This is a genomic window from Ornithinimicrobium pratense, from assembly GCF_008843165.1.
GTDB lineage: Bacteria > Actinomycetota > Actinomycetes > Actinomycetales > Dermatophilaceae > Ornithinicoccus > Ornithinicoccus pratensis.
In genome coordinates this window covers 1098104-1115123 of the sequence record NZ_CP044427.1, presented here as the reverse complement: position 1 = coordinate 1115123, position 17020 = coordinate 1098104, and the positions used below count along the sequence as shown (strand labels likewise).

The 17020-nt window shown below is 70.2% G+C and carries 13 protein-coding genes; 1 reads left to right on the top strand and 12 read right to left on the bottom strand.

The window, feature by feature from the left end; translation table 11 throughout:
- Positions 1-166: 166 nt before the first annotated feature.
- Both FY030_RS04980 and FY030_RS04975 read right to left on the bottom strand, forming a co-directional pair.
- Entirely contained in the window at positions 167-2314 is a 2148-nt protein-coding gene (locus FY030_RS04980; RefSeq protein WP_158060544.1) for a S9 family peptidase, read from the bottom strand.
- 147 nt (positions 2315-2461) lie between these two features.
- Entirely contained in the window at positions 2462-3229 is a 768-nt protein-coding gene (locus FY030_RS04975) for an SRPBCC family protein (protein WP_158060543.1), read from the bottom strand.
- Positions 3230-3440: 211 nt separating this feature from the next.
- Between FY030_RS04975 and FY030_RS04970 the strand changes: the two genes are divergently transcribed.
- Entirely contained in the window at positions 3441-5693 is a 2253-nt protein-coding gene (locus FY030_RS04970) for a hypothetical protein (RefSeq protein ID WP_158060542.1), read from the top strand.
- A gap of 164 nt (positions 5694-5857) precedes the next feature.
- Here the strand turns inward: FY030_RS04970 and dnaE are convergent, their stop codons facing one another.
- The 10 genes from dnaE to ftsZ all read right to left on the bottom strand — a co-directional run bounded on the left by dnaE (position 5858) and on the right by ftsZ (position 16976).
- Positions 5858-9439, bottom strand: a complete 3582-nt coding sequence (dnaE, locus tag FY030_RS04965; RefSeq protein ID WP_158060541.1) for a DNA polymerase III subunit alpha — start codon at positions 9437-9439, stop codon at positions 5858-5860.
- A gap of 52 nt (positions 9440-9491) precedes the next feature.
- Complete coding sequence (locus FY030_RS04960) at positions 9492-10421, bottom strand: RluA family pseudouridine synthase (RefSeq protein WP_158060540.1); 930 nt, start codon at positions 10419-10421, stop codon at positions 9492-9494.
- Positions 10418-11095, bottom strand: coding sequence for a signal peptidase II (gene lspA, locus FY030_RS04955; RefSeq protein ID WP_158060539.1), 678 nt, complete (start codon positions 11093-11095; stop codon positions 10418-10420). The genes FY030_RS04960 and lspA overlap by 4 nt, the downstream gene beginning before the upstream one ends.
- Complete coding sequence (locus FY030_RS04950) at positions 11068-11529, bottom strand: TraR/DksA family transcriptional regulator (protein ID WP_158060538.1); 462 nt, start codon at positions 11527-11529, stop codon at positions 11068-11070. Before FY030_RS04950 ends, lspA begins: the two co-directional genes overlap by 28 nt.
- A 222-nt stretch (positions 11530-11751) precedes the next feature.
- Complete coding sequence (locus FY030_RS17025; RefSeq protein WP_158060537.1) at positions 11752-12867, bottom strand: DivIVA domain-containing protein; 1116 nt, start codon at positions 12865-12867, stop codon at positions 11752-11754.
- Between the two features lie 230 nt (positions 12868-13097).
- Positions 13098-13382, bottom strand: a complete 285-nt coding sequence (locus tag FY030_RS04940) for a YggT family protein (RefSeq protein ID WP_158060536.1) — start codon at positions 13380-13382, stop codon at positions 13098-13100.
- A gap of 51 nt (positions 13383-13433) precedes the next feature.
- A complete protein-coding gene (locus FY030_RS04935; protein WP_158060535.1) occupies positions 13434-13943 on the bottom strand; it encodes a cell division protein SepF in 510 nt (169 codons plus the stop codon).
- A 68-nt stretch (positions 13944-14011) separates the two neighbouring features.
- Positions 14012-14758, bottom strand: coding sequence for a YggS family pyridoxal phosphate-dependent enzyme (locus FY030_RS04930; RefSeq protein WP_158060534.1), 747 nt, complete (start codon positions 14756-14758; stop codon positions 14012-14014).
- Positions 14758-15567: a purine nucleoside phosphorylase YfiH/LACC1 family protein gene (locus FY030_RS04925; protein WP_158060533.1), complete on the bottom strand. Its 810-nt coding sequence runs from the start codon at positions 15565-15567 to the stop codon at positions 14758-14760. Before FY030_RS04925 ends, FY030_RS04930 begins: the two co-directional genes overlap by 1 nt.
- A 110-nt stretch (positions 15568-15677) precedes the next feature.
- Positions 15678-16976 (bottom strand): cell division protein FtsZ, encoded by a 1299-nt coding sequence (gene ftsZ, locus FY030_RS04920; RefSeq protein ID WP_158060532.1) that lies wholly within the window; start codon positions 16974-16976, stop codon positions 15678-15680.
- Positions 16977-17020: the final 44 nt, after the last annotated feature.

The following is a 17020-nucleotide window of genomic DNA, read 5'->3' as shown; positions in this document are numbered from 1 at the left end:
TCGTCGAATGATCAACGCGGATCAGCTCCTTCGCTGGTCGGGAATGCGGATGAGACACACGGTGACCTATCCGGGGCCGCCGAGACAACTACCGATGTGGCCTGTGGGGCGATTGTCACCGGATCGTGACATGCCGTCACGTAAGGTCTTGCCCTGCCGGGTCGGGTCAGGCACCCTCACCGTGCTCGACCCCGTGCTCGTCCCCACCCACGCCCAGCTGGTCCAGCATGAAGGCGATCTCGAAGGCCGTTTCGTGCCACGCGTCATACCGCCCGGTCTTGCCGCCGTGGCCGGCGACCATCTCGGTCTTGAGCAGGATCGGGCGCTCGTGCGGGTCGTTGGTGACGGTCTCCCGCAGTCGGGCGACCCACTTGGCCGGCTCGACGAAGAAGACGCGGGTGTCGTTCAGGCCGGTGGTGGCCAGGATCGCGGGGTACTGCACGGGCCGGATGTTCTCGTAGGGGCTGTAGGAGCGCATCAAGGCGTAGATCTCGGCCGACTCCACCGGGTTGCCCCACTCCTCCCACTCACCGACGGTCAGCGGCAGGGAGGGGTCCAGGATCGTGGTCAGCGCGTCGACGAAGGCGACCCCTGCGTGCACGACCCGGAACCGCTCGGGGGCCAGGTTCACCACGGCGCCCATGAGCAGGCCGCCGGCGGAGCGGCCCTCGGCGGCGAGCCGGTCCGGCGCCACCCAGCCGCTGTCGACGACGTGGTCGGCGCAGGCGATGAAGTCGGTGAAGGTGTTGGTCTTGTGCTCCATCCGCCCGGACTCATACCAGCCGCGGCCCATCTCGCCGCCGCCGCGCACGTGCGCGACCGCGTAGACCACGCCCCGGTCCAGGTAGGACAGCCTGGAGACGGAGAAGTAGGGGTCGATGGAGATCTCGTAGGAGCCGTAGCCGTAGAGCAGGCCGGGTGCGGTGCCGTCGGGGGCGATGCCCTTGCGGGCGACCAGGGAGATCGGGATCCGGGTGCCGTCGGCGGCGATGGCCCACAGCCGGTGCTGCTGGTAGTCCTTCGGGTCGTAGCCCCCGAGGACGGGCTGACGCTTGGCCAGGGTCAGCGCGCCGGAGGCCAGATCCAGGTCGTAGACGCTGCGCGGGGTGACCAGCGACTCGATCACCACCTGCAGGGTGTCGGTGTCGTAGGTCGGGTTGGCACCGGTGTCGATCGAGTAGACCTCCTCCTCGATCGGCACCTGGTAGCCCGCACCCACGGGGCGTCCGTCGGCGGACAGCGGCAGGACCTGCACCTGGGTCAGGCCGTCACGGCGCAGGGAGACCGCCAGGTGCCCGGCGAAGGCGTCGACCCCGCTGATCCGCACCCCCTCCTCGCCGGGTAGCACGGTGGTCCAGTCGTCGGCGGACGCCGAGCCCATCGGGGCGACGGCGAGCTCGAAGTCGCGATGCCCCTTGTTGTGCACGATCCAGAGACGGTCGCCGGCCGGCTCCACGTCATACTCCACGCCCTCCTCGCGGGGGGCGACCACGCGGAACTCACCGGTCGGGTCGTCGGCCTCCAGGATGCGGAACTCGGAGGTGTTCTTGCTGCCGAGCGCGATGAGCACATGTCGGTCGTCCCGGGAGGTGCCCACGCCCATCCAGAACCGCTCGTCGTCCTCTTGGTAGACCAGCACGTCCTGGTCGGCGGAGCTGCCGACGGCGTGCCGCCACACCTGGAACGGGCGCCACGCGTCGTCGACGCGGGTGTAGAAGAGGTGGTCACCCTCGGCGGACCAGGCGGTGCCGTAGCCGATGCCGGTGACGGCGGTGTCGATGACCTCGCCGGTGCGCAGGTCCTTGACCCGCACGTCGAAGCGCTCGTCACCGGTGGTGTCCACGGCGTAGGCCAGCCGGTCGCCGGCCGGGCTGACGTCGAAGGCGCCCAAGGAGAAGAACTCCTCACCCGCAGCCTCGGCGTTGCCGTCCAGCAGCAGCTCCTCCCCCTCCGGTGCGCTGCCGGGGTCGAGCACCGGGCGGTCGGGGCTCTCCCCGACCGCGACCCGGCCGTGCACCGCATACTGCTGGCCCTCGACGGTGCGGGTGTAGTACCACCAGTCGCGGTGCCGGACGGGGACCGAGAGGTCGGTCTCCTGGGTGCGGCCCTTGATCTCAGCGAAGATGCGGTCGCGCAGGCCCTCCAGGTGCCCGGTGCGCGCCTGCGTCCAGGCGTTCTCCGCCTCCAGGTGGGCGATCACCTCCGGGTCCGACTTGTCTCGCAGCCACTCGTAGGCGTCGACGACGTCCTCGCCGTGGTGGCTGCGGACGGTCTCGCGGCGGGCGGCGACGGGCGGGGTGGTGTCTACGGTCACCCGCCCCACGCTACCTGCGGACTCACGATGATCCGATATCGGTCGGCGTGAACCCCGGGCCCGACACTGCTAGGGGTTCCGTGCCCGAGTGCCCGTGCTTCGAGAAGCGGGGCGGTGCACCTGCACCGCCCCGCTCGCGTCCTGATCTCAGGTGCGGGGCGCCGACCCGGTGCCGAGGTCGTCGCCGTCGCTGGGGGGCAGGGCGGGGTCCACGACGGGCGACACGGTGTCCAGCCCGGTCTCGTCCAGTTCACCCACGACGACAGTCTCCTCGACGATCACGACCTCTTCGTCCGATGAGTCTTTCGACCCGCGCTTGTTCTTGCCGGCCATCGCGGCCGCTGCGGCCGCAGCCACCCCGACCCCGGCGGCGGCCGCTGCCTTGCCGGAGATCCCGGCCTTGCCACTGTCCCCCTTGGAGGTAGCCGCATCAGTGGCGTCCGGCGTGCCGACCCCGGCACCCTCGTTGACCGACCCGCGCCACGCGCCGGTGGCGTAACCCTCGGACTCGATGAATGTCTTGAAACGCTCAAGGTCACCCTCGGCCTGATTCTCGACCACATTGAGCTTGTCGCCCACCTTCTCCACGAGCCCCTCGGGCTCGTAGGACAGCGAAAGGTGGATACGGGTCTGGCTGCCGCCAAGGTCCTCGAACCGCACGGCGCCGGCGTTGGTCGCGCCCTCGGTGGCGGCCCACGCCACCTTCTGGTCCGGGACCTGCTCCACGATCCTGGCCTCCCAGCGTCGCTTGACCCCGGCGATCTCGGCGACCCACTCCAGCCGGTCGTCGCCCAGCTGGGTGACCTTCTGGACACCGCCCATGAAGTGCGGGAACTCCTCGAACTGCGTCCACTGGTTGTACACGGTGCTCACCGGCACGTTCACGATCGTGGACTTCTCGACCTGCGTCGTCATGTCTTCTCCTATGCTCCGTCACCCGGTGAGGGCGGACGGTGGTGGGGAAACTGGCCGCTCCCAGCATCACCCGGCAGCGTGCACGGCGCGCGGTGAAAAGCGGATGCTGTGGTCGGCCTGCCCTGGCGTCCCCCTTCCCCATGGCACCTCTTGCCGCAGACCTCGGGCCTGGCCCTGGCGGCGGCTACGGTAGGGGACGATGGCTTCACCGATGATCCCTACCCCACTGCGTCACCGGACTGCGTGCTGGGTCGTGCGCGACGTGGGCCCGGGCAGGCCCCGGTGGGACGGCGCGCGGCGCGCCGGGGTGCGGCTGCGGCAGGCCGAGGGGTTGCTCCTGCTGCCGGACACCGGCCCGGTCGAGGTCTACGGCCGAGCTCCCGAGCCGCTGGGCCTGGACGTCCTGGAGGACGGGACCGGTCAGTGGGCCGGGCTGCTCACCGACGACGAGGCGCGGACCGCGGTCGCGCTCACTGACGTCCACGGTTTCGGGCACCTGTTCACCTACGCCCACCCGCGCGGGCGCAAGCAGGACGTCTACCTCGGCACAACGTTGGACGCGCTCGTCGACCGGCTGCGCGCCGACGGCGTCCGGCTGGAGGTCAACTGGCCGTTCGCGCTGACCACCCTGGCCTCGGCGCACATCCTGACGCGCTCGCACTGGAGCGAGGAGACCTTCGTCTCCGGCATCCGCCTGCTGCGCCCCACCGAACTGCTGGTCATGGACGTCGACGGCTGGGAGCTGCACGAGCGGCCGGTGACCACCGACCCGCAGGGCCGCTCCTACGAGGAGTTGCTCGACGCTGGCATCGACCGGGCCACACGACTGATCCGGTCGGTGGCCGACGCCGGCTGGCCTGACCTGCGCCTCTACAGCTCCGGTGGCAAGGACAGCCGGGCGGTGTACGGCCTGCTGCAGCACGCGGGGGTGCTGCCCCACGTGAGTGTGTCGGCAGCCGACCCGGTGCGGTGGGCCGACGCCCAGGGCCGCTCGGTCATCTGGCGCGACCTCGCCGTCACCGACAGCCTGCGCCGGCACTTCGACCTGTCCTGGACGGTGGAGCCGGACTACCAGGACCGGATGCTGTCCTGGGCGGAGAGCCTGGAGCTGCACCAGAGCTATGCCGCTGGCAACAGCTGGTCCTTCCCCGCCGCCCGTCAGCTGCGCTGGCCCGTCGAGCCGCACGTGGCCATCCGCGGCGCAGGCGGGGAGACCGTGCGTTCGGGCCACCGGGCGATCATCGCTCCCAGGGCCTGGGTGCGGGCGATGGGCCGCAAGCGCGCGACGCTGGGCCAAGACCTGGCCACCTTGCACACCATGATCGTGCACCCCGAGGCGCACCTGCCACCGCCGGTGGTCGCGGCCGGGCAGGACCTGGTCGCCCGCTCCTTCGCACCCCTGCCGTCCGCGGCGATCAACGAGCAGCTCAACTACCACTACCTGCTGCACCGCAACCGTTCCCACTTCGGGCACATGCTGCAGTCCCTCGACGCCCGGGCGCTCCCGCTGTACCCGCTCGCGACGCCCGAGCTGCTCCGCGCCGCCTACCTGCTGCCCTACTGGGAGCGGCACCGGGGGACGGCCGTCTTCGACCTCGTCGAGCGGGTCGCGCCCGAGCTGAACCGGATGCCGTTTGCGGAGACCTCCTGGCCCACAGAGGTCTGGGCCCAGCGAGACCCCGACTTCCGGCCACCACCCGGGCCCACCGGTCCGTTCACCCGGGAGCAGTTCCCGGACTACTTCGCCCAGGAGGATCAGAACCACGCCCGTCGCGGACGGTGGAGCGGTCCGCACCGGTTCGAGGTGCGCGGGCAGACGCACCGGGCCACGGTCGAGGGGCTGTGGCGCCTGCACGACCTGGCCGGGGACCCGGCGGTGCTGCCGGAGCGCACTGTCGCCGACCTGGCCAGGCTCACCGGGCTGGGCCGGCTGTCGGCGCCGGTCACGGTCGCCAAGGTCGCCTCTCTGCTCCGGGTGCTGGACTCCCCCGCTGCGCCGCAGCCCCTGGCGGCCGAGGTGCGGATCGGGCGGCGAGGAGTGCTACGGCGGTGGATGGGCCGCGGGGGCCCGTCGGAACCGGTCCTCACCGGCCGACCCGGCGGGGTTCGAACCCAGACCGAGCTCCTCGCCTCCTCGCCGGGTGCCGGTCTGGAGCCGTGGGCGGCCGATCCGGCGACACCCTTGGGCCCCGCCTGCCACGCCTGGGTCGACGGCTCACGGGTGCTGGCCCAGCGTGTCGGCCGGCTGGCCGACGGGGCGCCGCTGCGGCAGACCTTCACATTGGTGCAGGGCGCTGACCACCTGCATGAGGTGCAGACCGACGATCTGCAGGCGCAGGTGGGCTGCGGACTGGAGCCCGGCACCTACCGGGTGCTGCTCACCGCCCGTCGTATTGACCGGCCAGAGGTCGCCTACCGGCTCATGAGCCTCCCGGTGCGGGTGGTGGAGCGCTCACCCACCTGACCGGCGACACGGTTTGTCCCTCACCGGCGACACGGTTTGTCCTCACCGGCAACACGGTTTGTCCTCACCGGCAACACGGTCTGTCCCTCACCGGCAACACGGTTTGTCCCTGACCGGCGACACGGTTTGTCCCTGACCGGCGACACGGTTTGCGGCCGGACTGCTCAGACGCTGATGCAGGTGGGTCCCAGCAGCGCCTTGAGGTCGCCGAACAACTCGGGGCTGGCGGTGACCCGCAGGCTCGGGTCGAGGCGCAGCAGCACGGTCCGGCCGGGCTGGCTGAGCTTGACGTGCACGTCAGTGGCACCGGGGTGGTTGGCCAGAACGCCCTTGAGCTTGTGCGCCAGCCCATCGGTGGCGCGGCCAAGCGGCAGGTTGAGCACGACCGGCCCGCGGGGCCCTTGCCGGATGTCGGGCAGGGTCAGCTCGTTGCCGATCAGCTCGGCTCCGTCGTCCTTCTTCAACCGGCCCTTGACCACTACGACAGTGTCCTCGGCGAGCATCGTGGAGATCGTCATATAGGTCTTGGGCCAGAAGACGACGTCGAGGGAGCCCGCGAGGTCCTCGACAGTCACCCGGGCGTAAGGGTCGCCGTTCTTGGTGCGTTTGAGTTGCAGGTTGGTCAGCAGGCCCGCCACGGTGACGAAGTCGCCGTCCTTGACGCCCTCGTCCGCGACCATCTCCAGGATCGAGGCGCTGGCGTGCTGGGACAGGATGTGCTCGATGCCGTTGAGCGGGTGGTCTGAGACGTAGAGGCCCAGCATCTCGCGCTCGAAGGCCAGCCGCGCTGACTTCTCCCACTCGATGGCGGGCACAGGCGGCAGGGTGACGATCTGCATACCGGCAGCGGCTTCTTCCCCGTCGCCGAAGCCAAACCCGGAAAACAGGCTGTCCTGGCCGATCGCCTCCTGCTTCTTCTCATCGACCAGCGCGTCGACATAGCGCTCGTGGATGCTGGCCAGCCCCTGACGGGTGTGACCCAGGCTATCGAAGGCACCGGCCTTGACCAGCGAGTCCACCGTGCGCTTGTTGCACACCACTGCCGGACACTTGCGCAGGAAGTCCTCGAAAGAGGTGAACGCCCCCTTCTCCTCGCGGGTGCGCACGATGGCGTCCACGACGTTTGCGCCCACGTTGCGGATCGCCTGCAGGCCGAAGCGGATGTCGTCACCGACGGCGGCGAAGTTGGCGACCGACTGGTTCACGTCCGGGGGCAGGACCGGGATGCGCAGCCTGCGGCACTCGGCCAGGTAGAGCGCGGTCTTGTCCTTGTCGTCGCCGACGCTCGTCAGCAGCGCGGCCATGTACTCGGCCGGGTAGTTGGCCTTCAGATAACCAGTCCAGTAGGAGATCAGCCCGTAGGCCGCCGTGTGCGCCTTGTTGAAGGCGTAGTCGGAGAACGGCACCAACACGTTCCACAGTGCCGCGACCGAGGCCTCGGTGAATCCCTTGGCCTTCATCCCGTCAGAGAACGGGACGTACTCGGCGTCCAGGACCTCCTTCTTCTTCTTGCCCATCGCCCGGCGCAGCAGGTCGGCGTTGCCCAGCGTGTAGCCAGCCAGCTTCTGGGCGATCTCCATGACCTGTTCCTGGTAGATGCACAACCCGTAAGTGGTGCCCAGGATCGGCTCGAGCGCCGCCTCCATCTCCGGCTGCAGCTTGCCCTTGAGCTGGGGATCCAGGGGGGTGTTCTCCTGCTTGCCGTTCTTGCGCAGCGCGAAGTTGGTGTGGGCGTTGACGCCCATGGGGCCCGGACGGTAGAGCGCGAGTGCGGCGGAGATGTCCTCGAAGTTGTCCGGCTGCATCAGACGCAGCAGCTGGCGCATGCCGTTGCCGTCCAGCTGGAAGACGCCGAGGGTGTCGCCGCGGCTGAGCAGCTCGTAGGTCTTGCGGTCGGTCATGTCCTTGGACAGGGAGTCCAGGTCGATGTCCTCGCCTCGGTTGTCCTTGATGTTGATGATGGCGTCGTCGAGGACAGTGAGGTTGCGCAGCCCCAGGAAGTCCATCTTGACCAGCCCCAGAGCCTCGCAGGTGGGGTAGTCGAACTGGGTGATGATCTGGCCGTCCTGCTCCCGACGCATGATCGGGATCAGGTCGAGCAGCGGCTCGCTGGACATGATGACGCCTGCGGCGTGCACGCCCCATTGGCGCTTCAGGCCCTCCAGGCCACGCGCGGCCTCGTAGACCTCCCGGGCGTGTGCGTCGTCGGCGAGCAGCTCGCGGAACTCGGCGGCCTCGGCATACCTCTTGTCCTTGGGGTCCTCGATCCCGGACAGCGAGATCCCCTTGCCCATGACGTCCGGGGGCATTGCCTTGGTCAGCCGCTCTCCCATCGCGAACGGGAAGCCCATCACCCGGGAGGCGTCCTTGAGTGCCTGCTTGGCCTTGATCGTGCCGTAGGTGACGATCATCGCGACCCGGTCATCGCCGTACTTCTCGGTGACGTAGCGGATCACCTCGGCGCGGCGGCGGTCATCGAAGTCGACGTCGAAGTCGGGCATCGACATGCGCTCGGGGTTAAGGAAGCGCTCGAAGATCAGCCCGTGCGGGATCGGGTCCAGGTCGGTGATGCCTAGGGCGTAGGCGCACATCGAGCCAGCTCCCGAGCCCCGGCCGGGGCCGACCCGGATGCGCTGGCTCTTGGCCCAGTTGATGAAGTCGGCGACGACCAGGAAGTAGCCGGGGTAGCCCTTGCCGACGATGACTCCGGTCTCGTACTCGGCCTGCTTGCGCGCGTAGTCCGGCACCCCCTCGGGAAAGCGCTTGTGCAGCCCGGCCTCGACTTCCTTGATGAACCAGCTGGTCTCGTCCTCACCCTCGGGCACCGGGAACTTGGGCATGTAGCGGCCCTCCCCCTCGGTGAAGGACACCTCGCACCGCTCGGCCACGAGCAGGGTGTTGTCGCAGGCCTCGGGCAGTTCACGCCATACCTCGCGCATCTCCGCGGCGCTCTTGATGTAGTAACCGTCCCCGTCGAACTTGAACCGGTTGGGGTCGCTGAGCTGGGAACCGGTCGAGACGCACAGCAGTGCCCCGTGTGCGGCGGCGTCCTCGCGGCGGGTGTAGTGCAGGTCGTTGGTGGCCAGCAGCGGGAGCGACAGCTCCTTGGCCAGGCGCAGCAGGTCCTGGCGCACCACGCGCTCGATCTCGATGCCGTGGTCCATCAGCTCGAGGTAGTAGTTCTGCTCCCCGAAGATGTCCTTCATGTCCGAGGCGTACTGCACCGCCTGGTCCCACTGGCCCATCCGCAGCCGGGTCTGGATCTCGCCCGAGGGGCAGCCGGTGGTCGCGATGAGGCCCTGGCCGTAGGTCTCGAGCAGCTCGCGGTCCATCCGCGGCTTGAAGTAGTAGCCCTCCAGCGAGGCCAGTGAGGCCAGCCGAAAAAGGTTGTGCATGCCGTTGTTGTTGCGGGCCAGCAACGTCATGTGCGTGTAGGCGCCGGAGCCGGAGACGTCGTCGCGGCCCCCGTCGCCGTACTTCACCCGCGTCTTGTCGGTCCGGTGCGTGCCGGGGGTGACGTAGGCCTCCAGCCCGATGATCGGCTTGACGTCGTAACGCTGCGCCGTCTTCCAGAACTCATAAGCGCCGAAGACGAACCCGTGGTCGGTCGTGGCAATGGCCGGCATCCCCTGCTCGGCGGCCACCTCGAACATCTCGGAGATGCGCGCCGCACCATCGAGCATGGAGTACTCGGTGTGGTTGTGCAGGTGCACGAAGTTCTGGTCGGGGCTGGCTGAGGGTGACATCGAGACCGATCCTAGATCGGTCCACCGACAAGGATGGCAGCCGCCATCGGGGTCAGCTGCGGATGCGGTCGAGGGCGGTCTGCAGGTCCTGCGGGTAGGGCGACTCGAACTGCACGTACTCCCCACTGCCGGGGTGCTCGAAACCCAGGCCGGTGGCGTGCAGCCACTGCCGCACCAGGCCAAGACGCTTGGCCAGCACGGGGTCGGCGCCGTAGGTGAGGTCGCCTGCGCAGGGGTGACGTAGGGCGGAGAAGTGGACCCGGATCTGGTGGGTGCGACCGGTCTCCAGGTGGACCTCGAGCAGGCTAGCGGACCGGTGCGCCTCCAGCAGCTGGTAGTGGGTGACCGAGGGGCGCCCGGTGCTCATCACCGCGAACCGGTAGTCGTGGCCGGGGTGCCGGCCGATGGGGGCCTCGATGGTGCCCTCGTGCGGGTCCGGAAGGCCTTGGACCAGGGTGTGGTAGGTCTTGTCGACCACCCGGTCGCGGAAGGCCTGCTTGAGCACGGTGTAGGCCCGTTCGGACTTGGCCACGACCATCAGCCCGCTGGTGCCGACGTCGAGGCGCTGGACGATCCCCTGCCGCTCGGGCGCGCCGGAGGTGGAGATCCGGTAGCCGGCCGCGGCCAGGCCCCCGACGACGCTCGGCCCGCTCCAGCCCACGCTGGGGTGCGCGGCGACGAACGCGGGCTTGTCCACGACCACGATCTCGGTGTCGTCGTGGACGATCCGCATCCCCTCAACCGGCTCGGCGACGACCTCCAGGCCCGGCGGCGGGGAGGCGGGCGGCAGCTCGACGTCCAGCATCGACCCGGCGCTGACCCGGTCCGACTTGCCGACCACCTTGCCGTCGGCGCGCACGTTCCCGGCGGCGGCCAGCTCGGCCGCCTTGGACCGGGACAGGCCCAGAAGCCGGGCCAGGGCACTGTCGACCCGCTCCCCCTCCAGGCCGTCGGGCACGGTGAACCAGCGGGACTCGCTCATCGGCCGCGCTCCCCTGCGGGTCGGTCCGCGCCTCGCTCATCGGCTGCGTCCGAAGCACTGTCCCCGGCGGCAGAGGGGTCATCCTTGCTGCCCCCCGCGGCACCGGGGCGACCATCGGCGCCCCCGGCCGCTCGGTGGCCGGCGCCCTTCTCCACCAAGACATCCCGGGTCCCGTCGGGCAGGTGGCCCCGCATCGCCAGGATGACGATCGCCACAGCCGCGAAGGTGATCCCCATGTCCGCGAAGTTGAACACCGGGAAGTTGGGCAGCGCGAGGAAGTCGACGACGTGCCCGCGGCCCGGTCCGGGCGCGCGCAGGTAACGGTCGACGAGGTTGCCCAGCGCCCCGCCCAAGAGCAGACCCAGGGTCAGCGCCCACGGAAGGCTGCGCGTGCGCAGGGCCTGCCAGATAATCACCAGCACCACCACCGTGGCGAGCGCGGTGAGCACGCCCGTCATCCCGGTGCCGAGCGAGAACGCGGCACCGGAGTTGTAGGTCAGGTGCAGCTGCAGCAGCTCACCCACCAGGGGCACCGACTCGCCCCGAGTCAGGGCGCTCTCGGCCCACCACTTGGTGGCCTGGTCGAGGATGACCCAGCCGGCGGCCACCAGGAAGATGAGGATGGTCCGGCGGGGGTGGGCGTGGCTTAGCGGCGTTCCTGCTTCTGCTTGCATGTCAGGCATAGGGTCGCACGGGAGAAGGCCTGCAGCCGCATCTTGCCGATCGGCTCACCGCAGGACTCGCAGTTGCCGTAGGTCCCGTTCCCGATGCGTCCCAGCGCGTGCATGACCTGTTGCAACAGCTCGCGCGAGTTGTTGGCCAGCGAAAGCTCCTGCTCCCGCTCGAGGGTGGCGGAGCCGGCGTCCGCCTGGTCGTCCCCCGCGCCGTCGCCGTAGTCGCGCATCAACTCGGCGAGGTCCTGCTCGGCCTCCTCCACCTCGGTGTGCAACCGGTCGGCCTCCTCCAGGAGCGTGTTGCGAACCTCGTCCAGATCTTCCTGCGTCCAGGGGTCTTCCCCCTCGCGGACCGGCAACTGCTCCGGCTTGGCGTCCTGCACGGCGGCGCTGAGGCGGGGGTCGACGCCGGTCTTGTCGGTGCTGCTGGCCACGAGGTGCCCTTCAGTCGATGGCTGGGTCGCACGACGCGACGTCGCAGACCATGGTGGCGGCAGGATAGAGCAGCTCAGGTCGGCACACAACGCCGACGGACCCTACCCCCGCGACATGGTCCGTCGCAGGCTCGGCGGCGGGCCGGTGATGCACGGGTATGCCGTGTTCCCTCCCGCCGGGGCCGGGCTGGCGCCCCTCGTGGCGCTGGTCGCCGCGCGGGGTCAGCCCCGGTCGGCCTCCACCTTGGCCAGCTGGTCGGTCAGGAAGGTGCGCAGCCGGTCTCGCAGGTCGTTCTCCTGGGTGCGCAGCTCCTCGATCCGGCGCGAGAGCGAGTTCTGCTGGCTGGTGAGGTCCTCAAGGATCGAGCTGCGGCGCTGCTCGCCCTCGGTGACCAGACGATCGTGCGTCTCCTGGCCGGTGCGTACCAGGTCGTCGTGCCGCTCCTGGCCCTCGGTGACCAGACGGTCGTGCGTCTCCTGGCCGGTGCGCACCAGGTCGTCGTGCCGCTCCTGGCCCTCGGTGACCAGGAGGTCATGCGTCTCTTGACCGGTGCGGAGCAACTCCTGGCTCTGCTGGTCGGCCTCGGAGGTGACGCGGTCTCGGTAGGCCTCGGCCTCATCCACCAGCTGGGCCCTGGTGCTCTCGCCCTCGGCCACGTGCTGGTCGTGCAGGCGCTGGGCCAGGGAGATGATGGAGGTGGGGTCCTGGCCGCTGGACGCGGCGGCCTGGGCCTGCTGGCCCTGGTCCCCCGTCCCCTGCTCGTCCGTCCCCTGCTGGAGCACGGTCTGGGCCCGGGCTTCGGCCTGTGCGGCCCGTTCCTTCGCCTGCGCCAGCTGCTCCTGGGTGAGCCGCAGCTCCTCCTCGGTGCCGGCGATCCGGGCCAGCAGGTCCTCCAGCTCGGCCGAGTCACCGTCGCCGCTCACGTCGGCGCCGTCGGCGGTCCCGCCCTCGGCGCGCGCCCGCAGCTGGGTCTCAAGCTTGGCCCGCGCGTCCTGGCAGGACGCCAACTGGGTGCGCAGGGCCTCCACCTCGGCGGTGAGCTCGGTCACGCGCTGGTCACCGTCGGCGGCGGGCTCCGCAGCGACGTCGTCCTCGGCGAGCGGCGCGGCCACCAGCGTGTGCGGCTCCTCGGCCCGCTCCCCGGTGTCCCCGCCCAGGCCCCGGCTGGCCCGGCAGTCCTCGAGGTCAGAGCGCAGGCTCTGGTTCTCGGCGAGCAGTCGGCGCAGCTCCACCACGACCTCGTCGAGGAAGTCGTCGACCTGCGTCTCGTCGTAGCCACGCCGCAGGTGGGTGGCGCTGAAGCTCTTCTTGATCACGTCCTCGGGGGACAGCGTCATTCTTCACCTCGATCAGGGAGACCATCGGTGAGACGCCCGGATCGACGGACCGCGGGCAGGGCCGATGGGTGCGGTCTGCACGTGCATGGTCACTGTAACGCACCCCCACCTGCCTGCAGGCGGCCTCGTCAGGGCTGGTCAGGTCGCGGCCAGGAACCGACGCCGACCCCTACGCAGAGCGCCCGTGCCGCGCGGTGGGCGGAGCCTCAGAAGGGCAGCGAGGCGGAGCCTCAGAACGGCAGGGAGGCCGCCACCCCGCGGGCGATCCCGACCCCGAGGATGAGCACCAGGAAGGCCAGATCCAGCGCGATCCCACCCAGCCGCAGCGGGGGGATGACCCGCCGCAGGGCGCGCAGGGGCGGGTCGGTCAGCGTGTAGACGCCGTTGGCCAGGACTAGCACCGGGCCCTTGGGCCGCCAGTCGCGCGAGAAGACCTGTACCCAGTCGAAGATCAGGCGTCCGATGAGGACGAAGAAGTACAGGTTGAGAATGAGCGCGATGAAGTCGCCGACCATGTCGTCAGAGTACGTGAGGCGGCTGGGTGCTTCCTGGCCGCCCTATGCCGTTCAACTCTGGTTGAACGGGCCCTGCGGCGAGCGCTGGGCCTGCGCGGCGTTGCCGCTGTCGACACGGACGTGGGAAGGGCTGAGCAGGAAGACCTTGCTGGTCACCCGCTCGATCGACCCGTGCAGGCCGAAGGCCAGGCCGGCAGCGAAGTCGACCAGGCGCTTGGCATCCGCGTCGTCCATGTCGCTGAGGTTCATGATCACCGGGATTCCGCCGCGGTAGGCCTCGCCGATGTTCTTGGCCTCGTTGTAGGTGCGCGGGTGGATGGTGGTGATGCGGTTCATGTCGCCGACCTCCGGTTCACGGACGACCTCGGACACCGGGGTGCGGGTCGGAAGCGTGGCCACGTCTGCAGTGTCCTCGTCGTCGCTGTCGCGCACCGCACGCACCGGCGAAGCCCCGCGGCGGTGGCGGTCGTCCTCGTCCTGGTAGACGTCGTAGTCGTCGTAGCGCTCCTCGGACTCGGCGAGTCCGAGGTACTCCATGGTCTTGCGCAGTGCCCCGGCCATGTCAGCGAGCTCCTTGGGTGCGTGACGGGCGTCCACCCGACGTGGTCGATCTTCGAACGCCTCCGACGCTACCGGCCGGGCTGCCGCGATCCCAGGATTGCGCTTCCGACACGCAGGTGTGTCGCCCCGCTGGCGATCGCCAGCTCCAGGTCCGCGCTCATCCCTGCCGACAGCAGGTCTGCTTGGGGGTAGGTATGCCGCACATCTTCCCCTAGGTGGGCGAGCCGGTCGAAGGCCGCGCGGGTCCCGGTCTCGTCCAGGCCGAACGGGGCGACCGCCATCAGGCCGCGTAGCCGCAGGTGCTCCGCGCCTGCCACCGCCTCGGCCAGGGCCGGCACCTGCTCGGGCAGGACACCGCCACGGCCGGCCTGCTCCCCCTCGCCCAGGTCCACCTGGACGAGCACCTCCAGCGGCGCGGCGGCGTGTCCTTCCTCCCGCGCCGTGGCCCGGCCGCGATCCAGCGCGGCGACGATCTTGGACCGGTCCAGGGACTGGACCATGTCCGCATACCGGGCCACCCTGCCCGCCTTGTTGCTCTGCAGCTGGCCGACGAAGTGGACGGTCAGCCGCTCGCGCACCGCCTCCTCCAGCTCCTCGACCTTCGCGCCGGCCTCCTGGTCCTTGTTCTCACCGATGTCGCGCACGCCCAGCTCGAGCAGGTGGGCGATGTCGCTGGCCGGGAAGAACTTGGTCACCGCGATCAGGGTGATCTCATCCGGGTCGCGGCCGGCCTGCTCGCACGCTCGCTCGATCCGCGCACGCACCACGGTGAGCCGTTCCTTGATCTCGGTATGCCGCATACCCGCCTCTCCCATCAGGCCACCTGCTCCGGGGCGAGCAGGCGGATCACGCCGGCGAACCGGCCGGTGGCGCCGTCGCGCCGGTAGGAGTAGAGGTCGTCCCGCTCGCGGGTGCACCCCGGCAGCCAGGTCAGCTCAACACCCTCGCGCATCAACTGCTCGGCGACGCCCGCGCCGACATCGACCGCCGGCGTGCCCTGCCGGGTGACCGACGCGGCCACCGGCTCGACCTCAGCGGCCTGGCTGCGCATCTGCGCCGGAACCTCATAGCACCGGGGACAGACGGAGGGGCCGACCACGGCCTCCAGCGCCGAGCCGCCGAGCTCGCGGAGCCGGTGCACGGTGGCCGTCACGACGCCGGCGACCATGCCGGGCCGGCCAGCATGCACCGCCGCCGCGAGGCCCTCCTTCCGGTCGACCAGCAGAACTGGGACGCAGTCGGCCACCAGAACCACCAGGGCCTCGTCGACCACTCCAGAGACGATGCCGTCGGCGGCCGGCGCGATGAGCTCGGGCTGCAGTGGAGATGACCGAACCGGCGCTGCCTGCCCGCCGTCCCCGCGGGCGATCCCAGTCGCGGGGGTCAGGGCGACGGCGCAGCCGTGCTGCTGGTCCATGAACCTCAGGTCGGCCAGTCGCAGTCCCAGCTCGCGGGCCAGGCGGTGCCGGTTGGTCTCGACCGCCTCGGGCAGGTCGCCGACGTGCCCGCCCAGGTTGAACTCGGCATACCGGCCCTGGCTGGACCCGCCCAGACGGTCCGTGACCGCCCACTCGACCCCGAAGGTCGGGCCGTTGGGCTCGATTCGCTGCCGCCAGAAGAACACGCTGCTCAGGCTACCCGGCGGGACGTGCCTGCCCACCGGCGTCCGGGGGGCAGACACATCGCAGCGGGCGCCTCCCGAGGGGGAGACGCCCGCTGGTCACTCTGGGTGCCCTACTTCAGGAAGTCGGGCACGTCCAGGTCGTCGTTGTCCTCGAAGGTCACCTGACGCGGCGGCTGCTGGACCGGAGGACGCTGCGGGGCGCGCTGCTCGGTCGGGTCCTGCTGCGGCGGCTGCGGGGTGGCCTGGCGGGCCGGCTCCTGCTGCTGTCCGCCCTGCTGGCCGGCGGAGGCGCCGTTGGCCCCACCCTGGCCAGCGCCCTCCTGCTGACGCGAGGCACCCGCCTGCTGGGCGGGGGCACCTACGGGGCGCGGTGCCCCAAGACCGCCCTGCTGGGTCGGGGGACGGGTTGCGCTGCCACCCTGGGTCTGGCCCGTGGCGCGGTCCTCACCGCGTGCATGCGGAGCGCCACCGTCGAAACCGGCCGCGATGACGGTCACGCGCACCTCGTCGCCGAGGGAGTCGTCGATGACGGCGCCGAAGATGATGTTGGCCTCCGGGTGGGCCGCCTCCTGCACCAGTCGGGCCGCCTCGTTGATCTCAAACAGGCCGAGGTCGGAGCCACCCTGCACGGACAGCAGCACGCCGTGGGCGCCCTCGATGCTGGCCTCCAGCAGCGGGGAGGAGATGGCCAGCTCTGCGGCCTGCACAGCACGGTCCTCGCCGCGGGCCGAGCCAATGCCCATCAGTGCCGAGCCAGCACCCTGCATGACCGACTTGACGTCGGCGAAGTCCAGGTTGATCAGGCCGGGGGTGGTGATCAGGTCGGTGATGCCCTGGACGCCGGAGAGCAGCACCTGGTCGGCCGAGCGGAAGGCGTCAAGCATCGAGACGGTGCGGTCGGAGATCGACAGCAGCCGGTCGTTGGGGATGACGATGAGGGTGTCGACCTCTTCGCGCAGGCTGGCGATGCCGGACTCGGCCTGGTTGGCGCGGCGGCGACCCTCGAAGGTGAACGGCCGGGTGACCACACCGATGGTCAGCGCACCCAGCGACTTGGCGATCTTGGCCACGACCGGGGCACCGCCCGTGCCCGTGCCACCGCCCTCGCCCGCGGTGACGAAGACCATGTCGGCGCCCCGCAACGCCTCCTCGATCTCCTCCGTGTGGTCCTCCGCGGCGCGGCGTCCGACCTCGGGGTCAGCGCCGGCACCGAGGCCGCGGGTGAGCTCCCGGCCCACGTCGAGCTTGACGTCGGCGTCGCTCATGAGCAGCGCCTGAGCGTCGGTGTTGATGGCGATGAACTCGACGCCCTTCAGGCCGACCTCGATCATGCGGTTGATGGCGTTGACACCACCACCGCCGATGCCGACGACCTTGATGACGGCCAGGTAGTTCTGGGCTGCGGACACGGGTGAGACCTCTTCGGTTCGGGTGCGTTTCGGGCGGCGCGTGA

What these genes read in the sequence shown, in the direction of transcription:
- FY030_RS04975 (WP_158060543.1), bottom strand. Translation starts at nt 3,229, where the DNA reads ATGACGACGCAGGTCGAGAAGTCCACGATCGTGAACGTGCCGGTGAGC.
- FY030_RS04970 (WP_158060542.1), top strand. Translation starts at nt 3,441, where the DNA reads ATGATCCCTACCCCACTGCGTCACCGGACTGCGTGCTGGGTCGTGCGC.
- dnaE (WP_158060541.1), bottom strand. Translation starts at nt 9,439, where the DNA reads ATGTCACCCTCAGCCAGCCCCGACCAGAACTTCGTGCACCTGCACAAC.
- FY030_RS04960 (WP_158060540.1), bottom strand. Translation starts at nt 10,421, where the DNA reads ATGAGCGAGTCCCGCTGGTTCACCGTGCCCGACGGCCTGGAGGGGGAG.
- lspA (WP_158060539.1), bottom strand. Translation starts at nt 11,095, where the DNA reads ATGCAAGCAGAAGCAGGAACGCCGCTAAGCCACGCCCACCCCCGCCGG.
- FY030_RS17025 (WP_158060537.1), bottom strand. Translation starts at nt 12,867, where the DNA reads ATGACGCTGTCCCCCGAGGACGTGATCAAGAAGAGCTTCAGCGCCACC.
- FY030_RS04940 (WP_158060536.1), bottom strand. Translation starts at nt 13,382, where the DNA reads ATGGTCGGCGACTTCATCGCGCTCATTCTCAACCTGTACTTCTTCGTC.
- FY030_RS04935 (WP_158060535.1), bottom strand. Translation starts at nt 13,943, where the DNA reads ATGGCCGGGGCACTGCGCAAGACCATGGAGTACCTCGGACTCGCCGAG.
- FY030_RS04930 (WP_158060534.1), bottom strand. Translation starts at nt 14,758, where the DNA reads ATGGGAGAGGCGGGTATGCGGCATACCGAGATCAAGGAACGGCTCACC.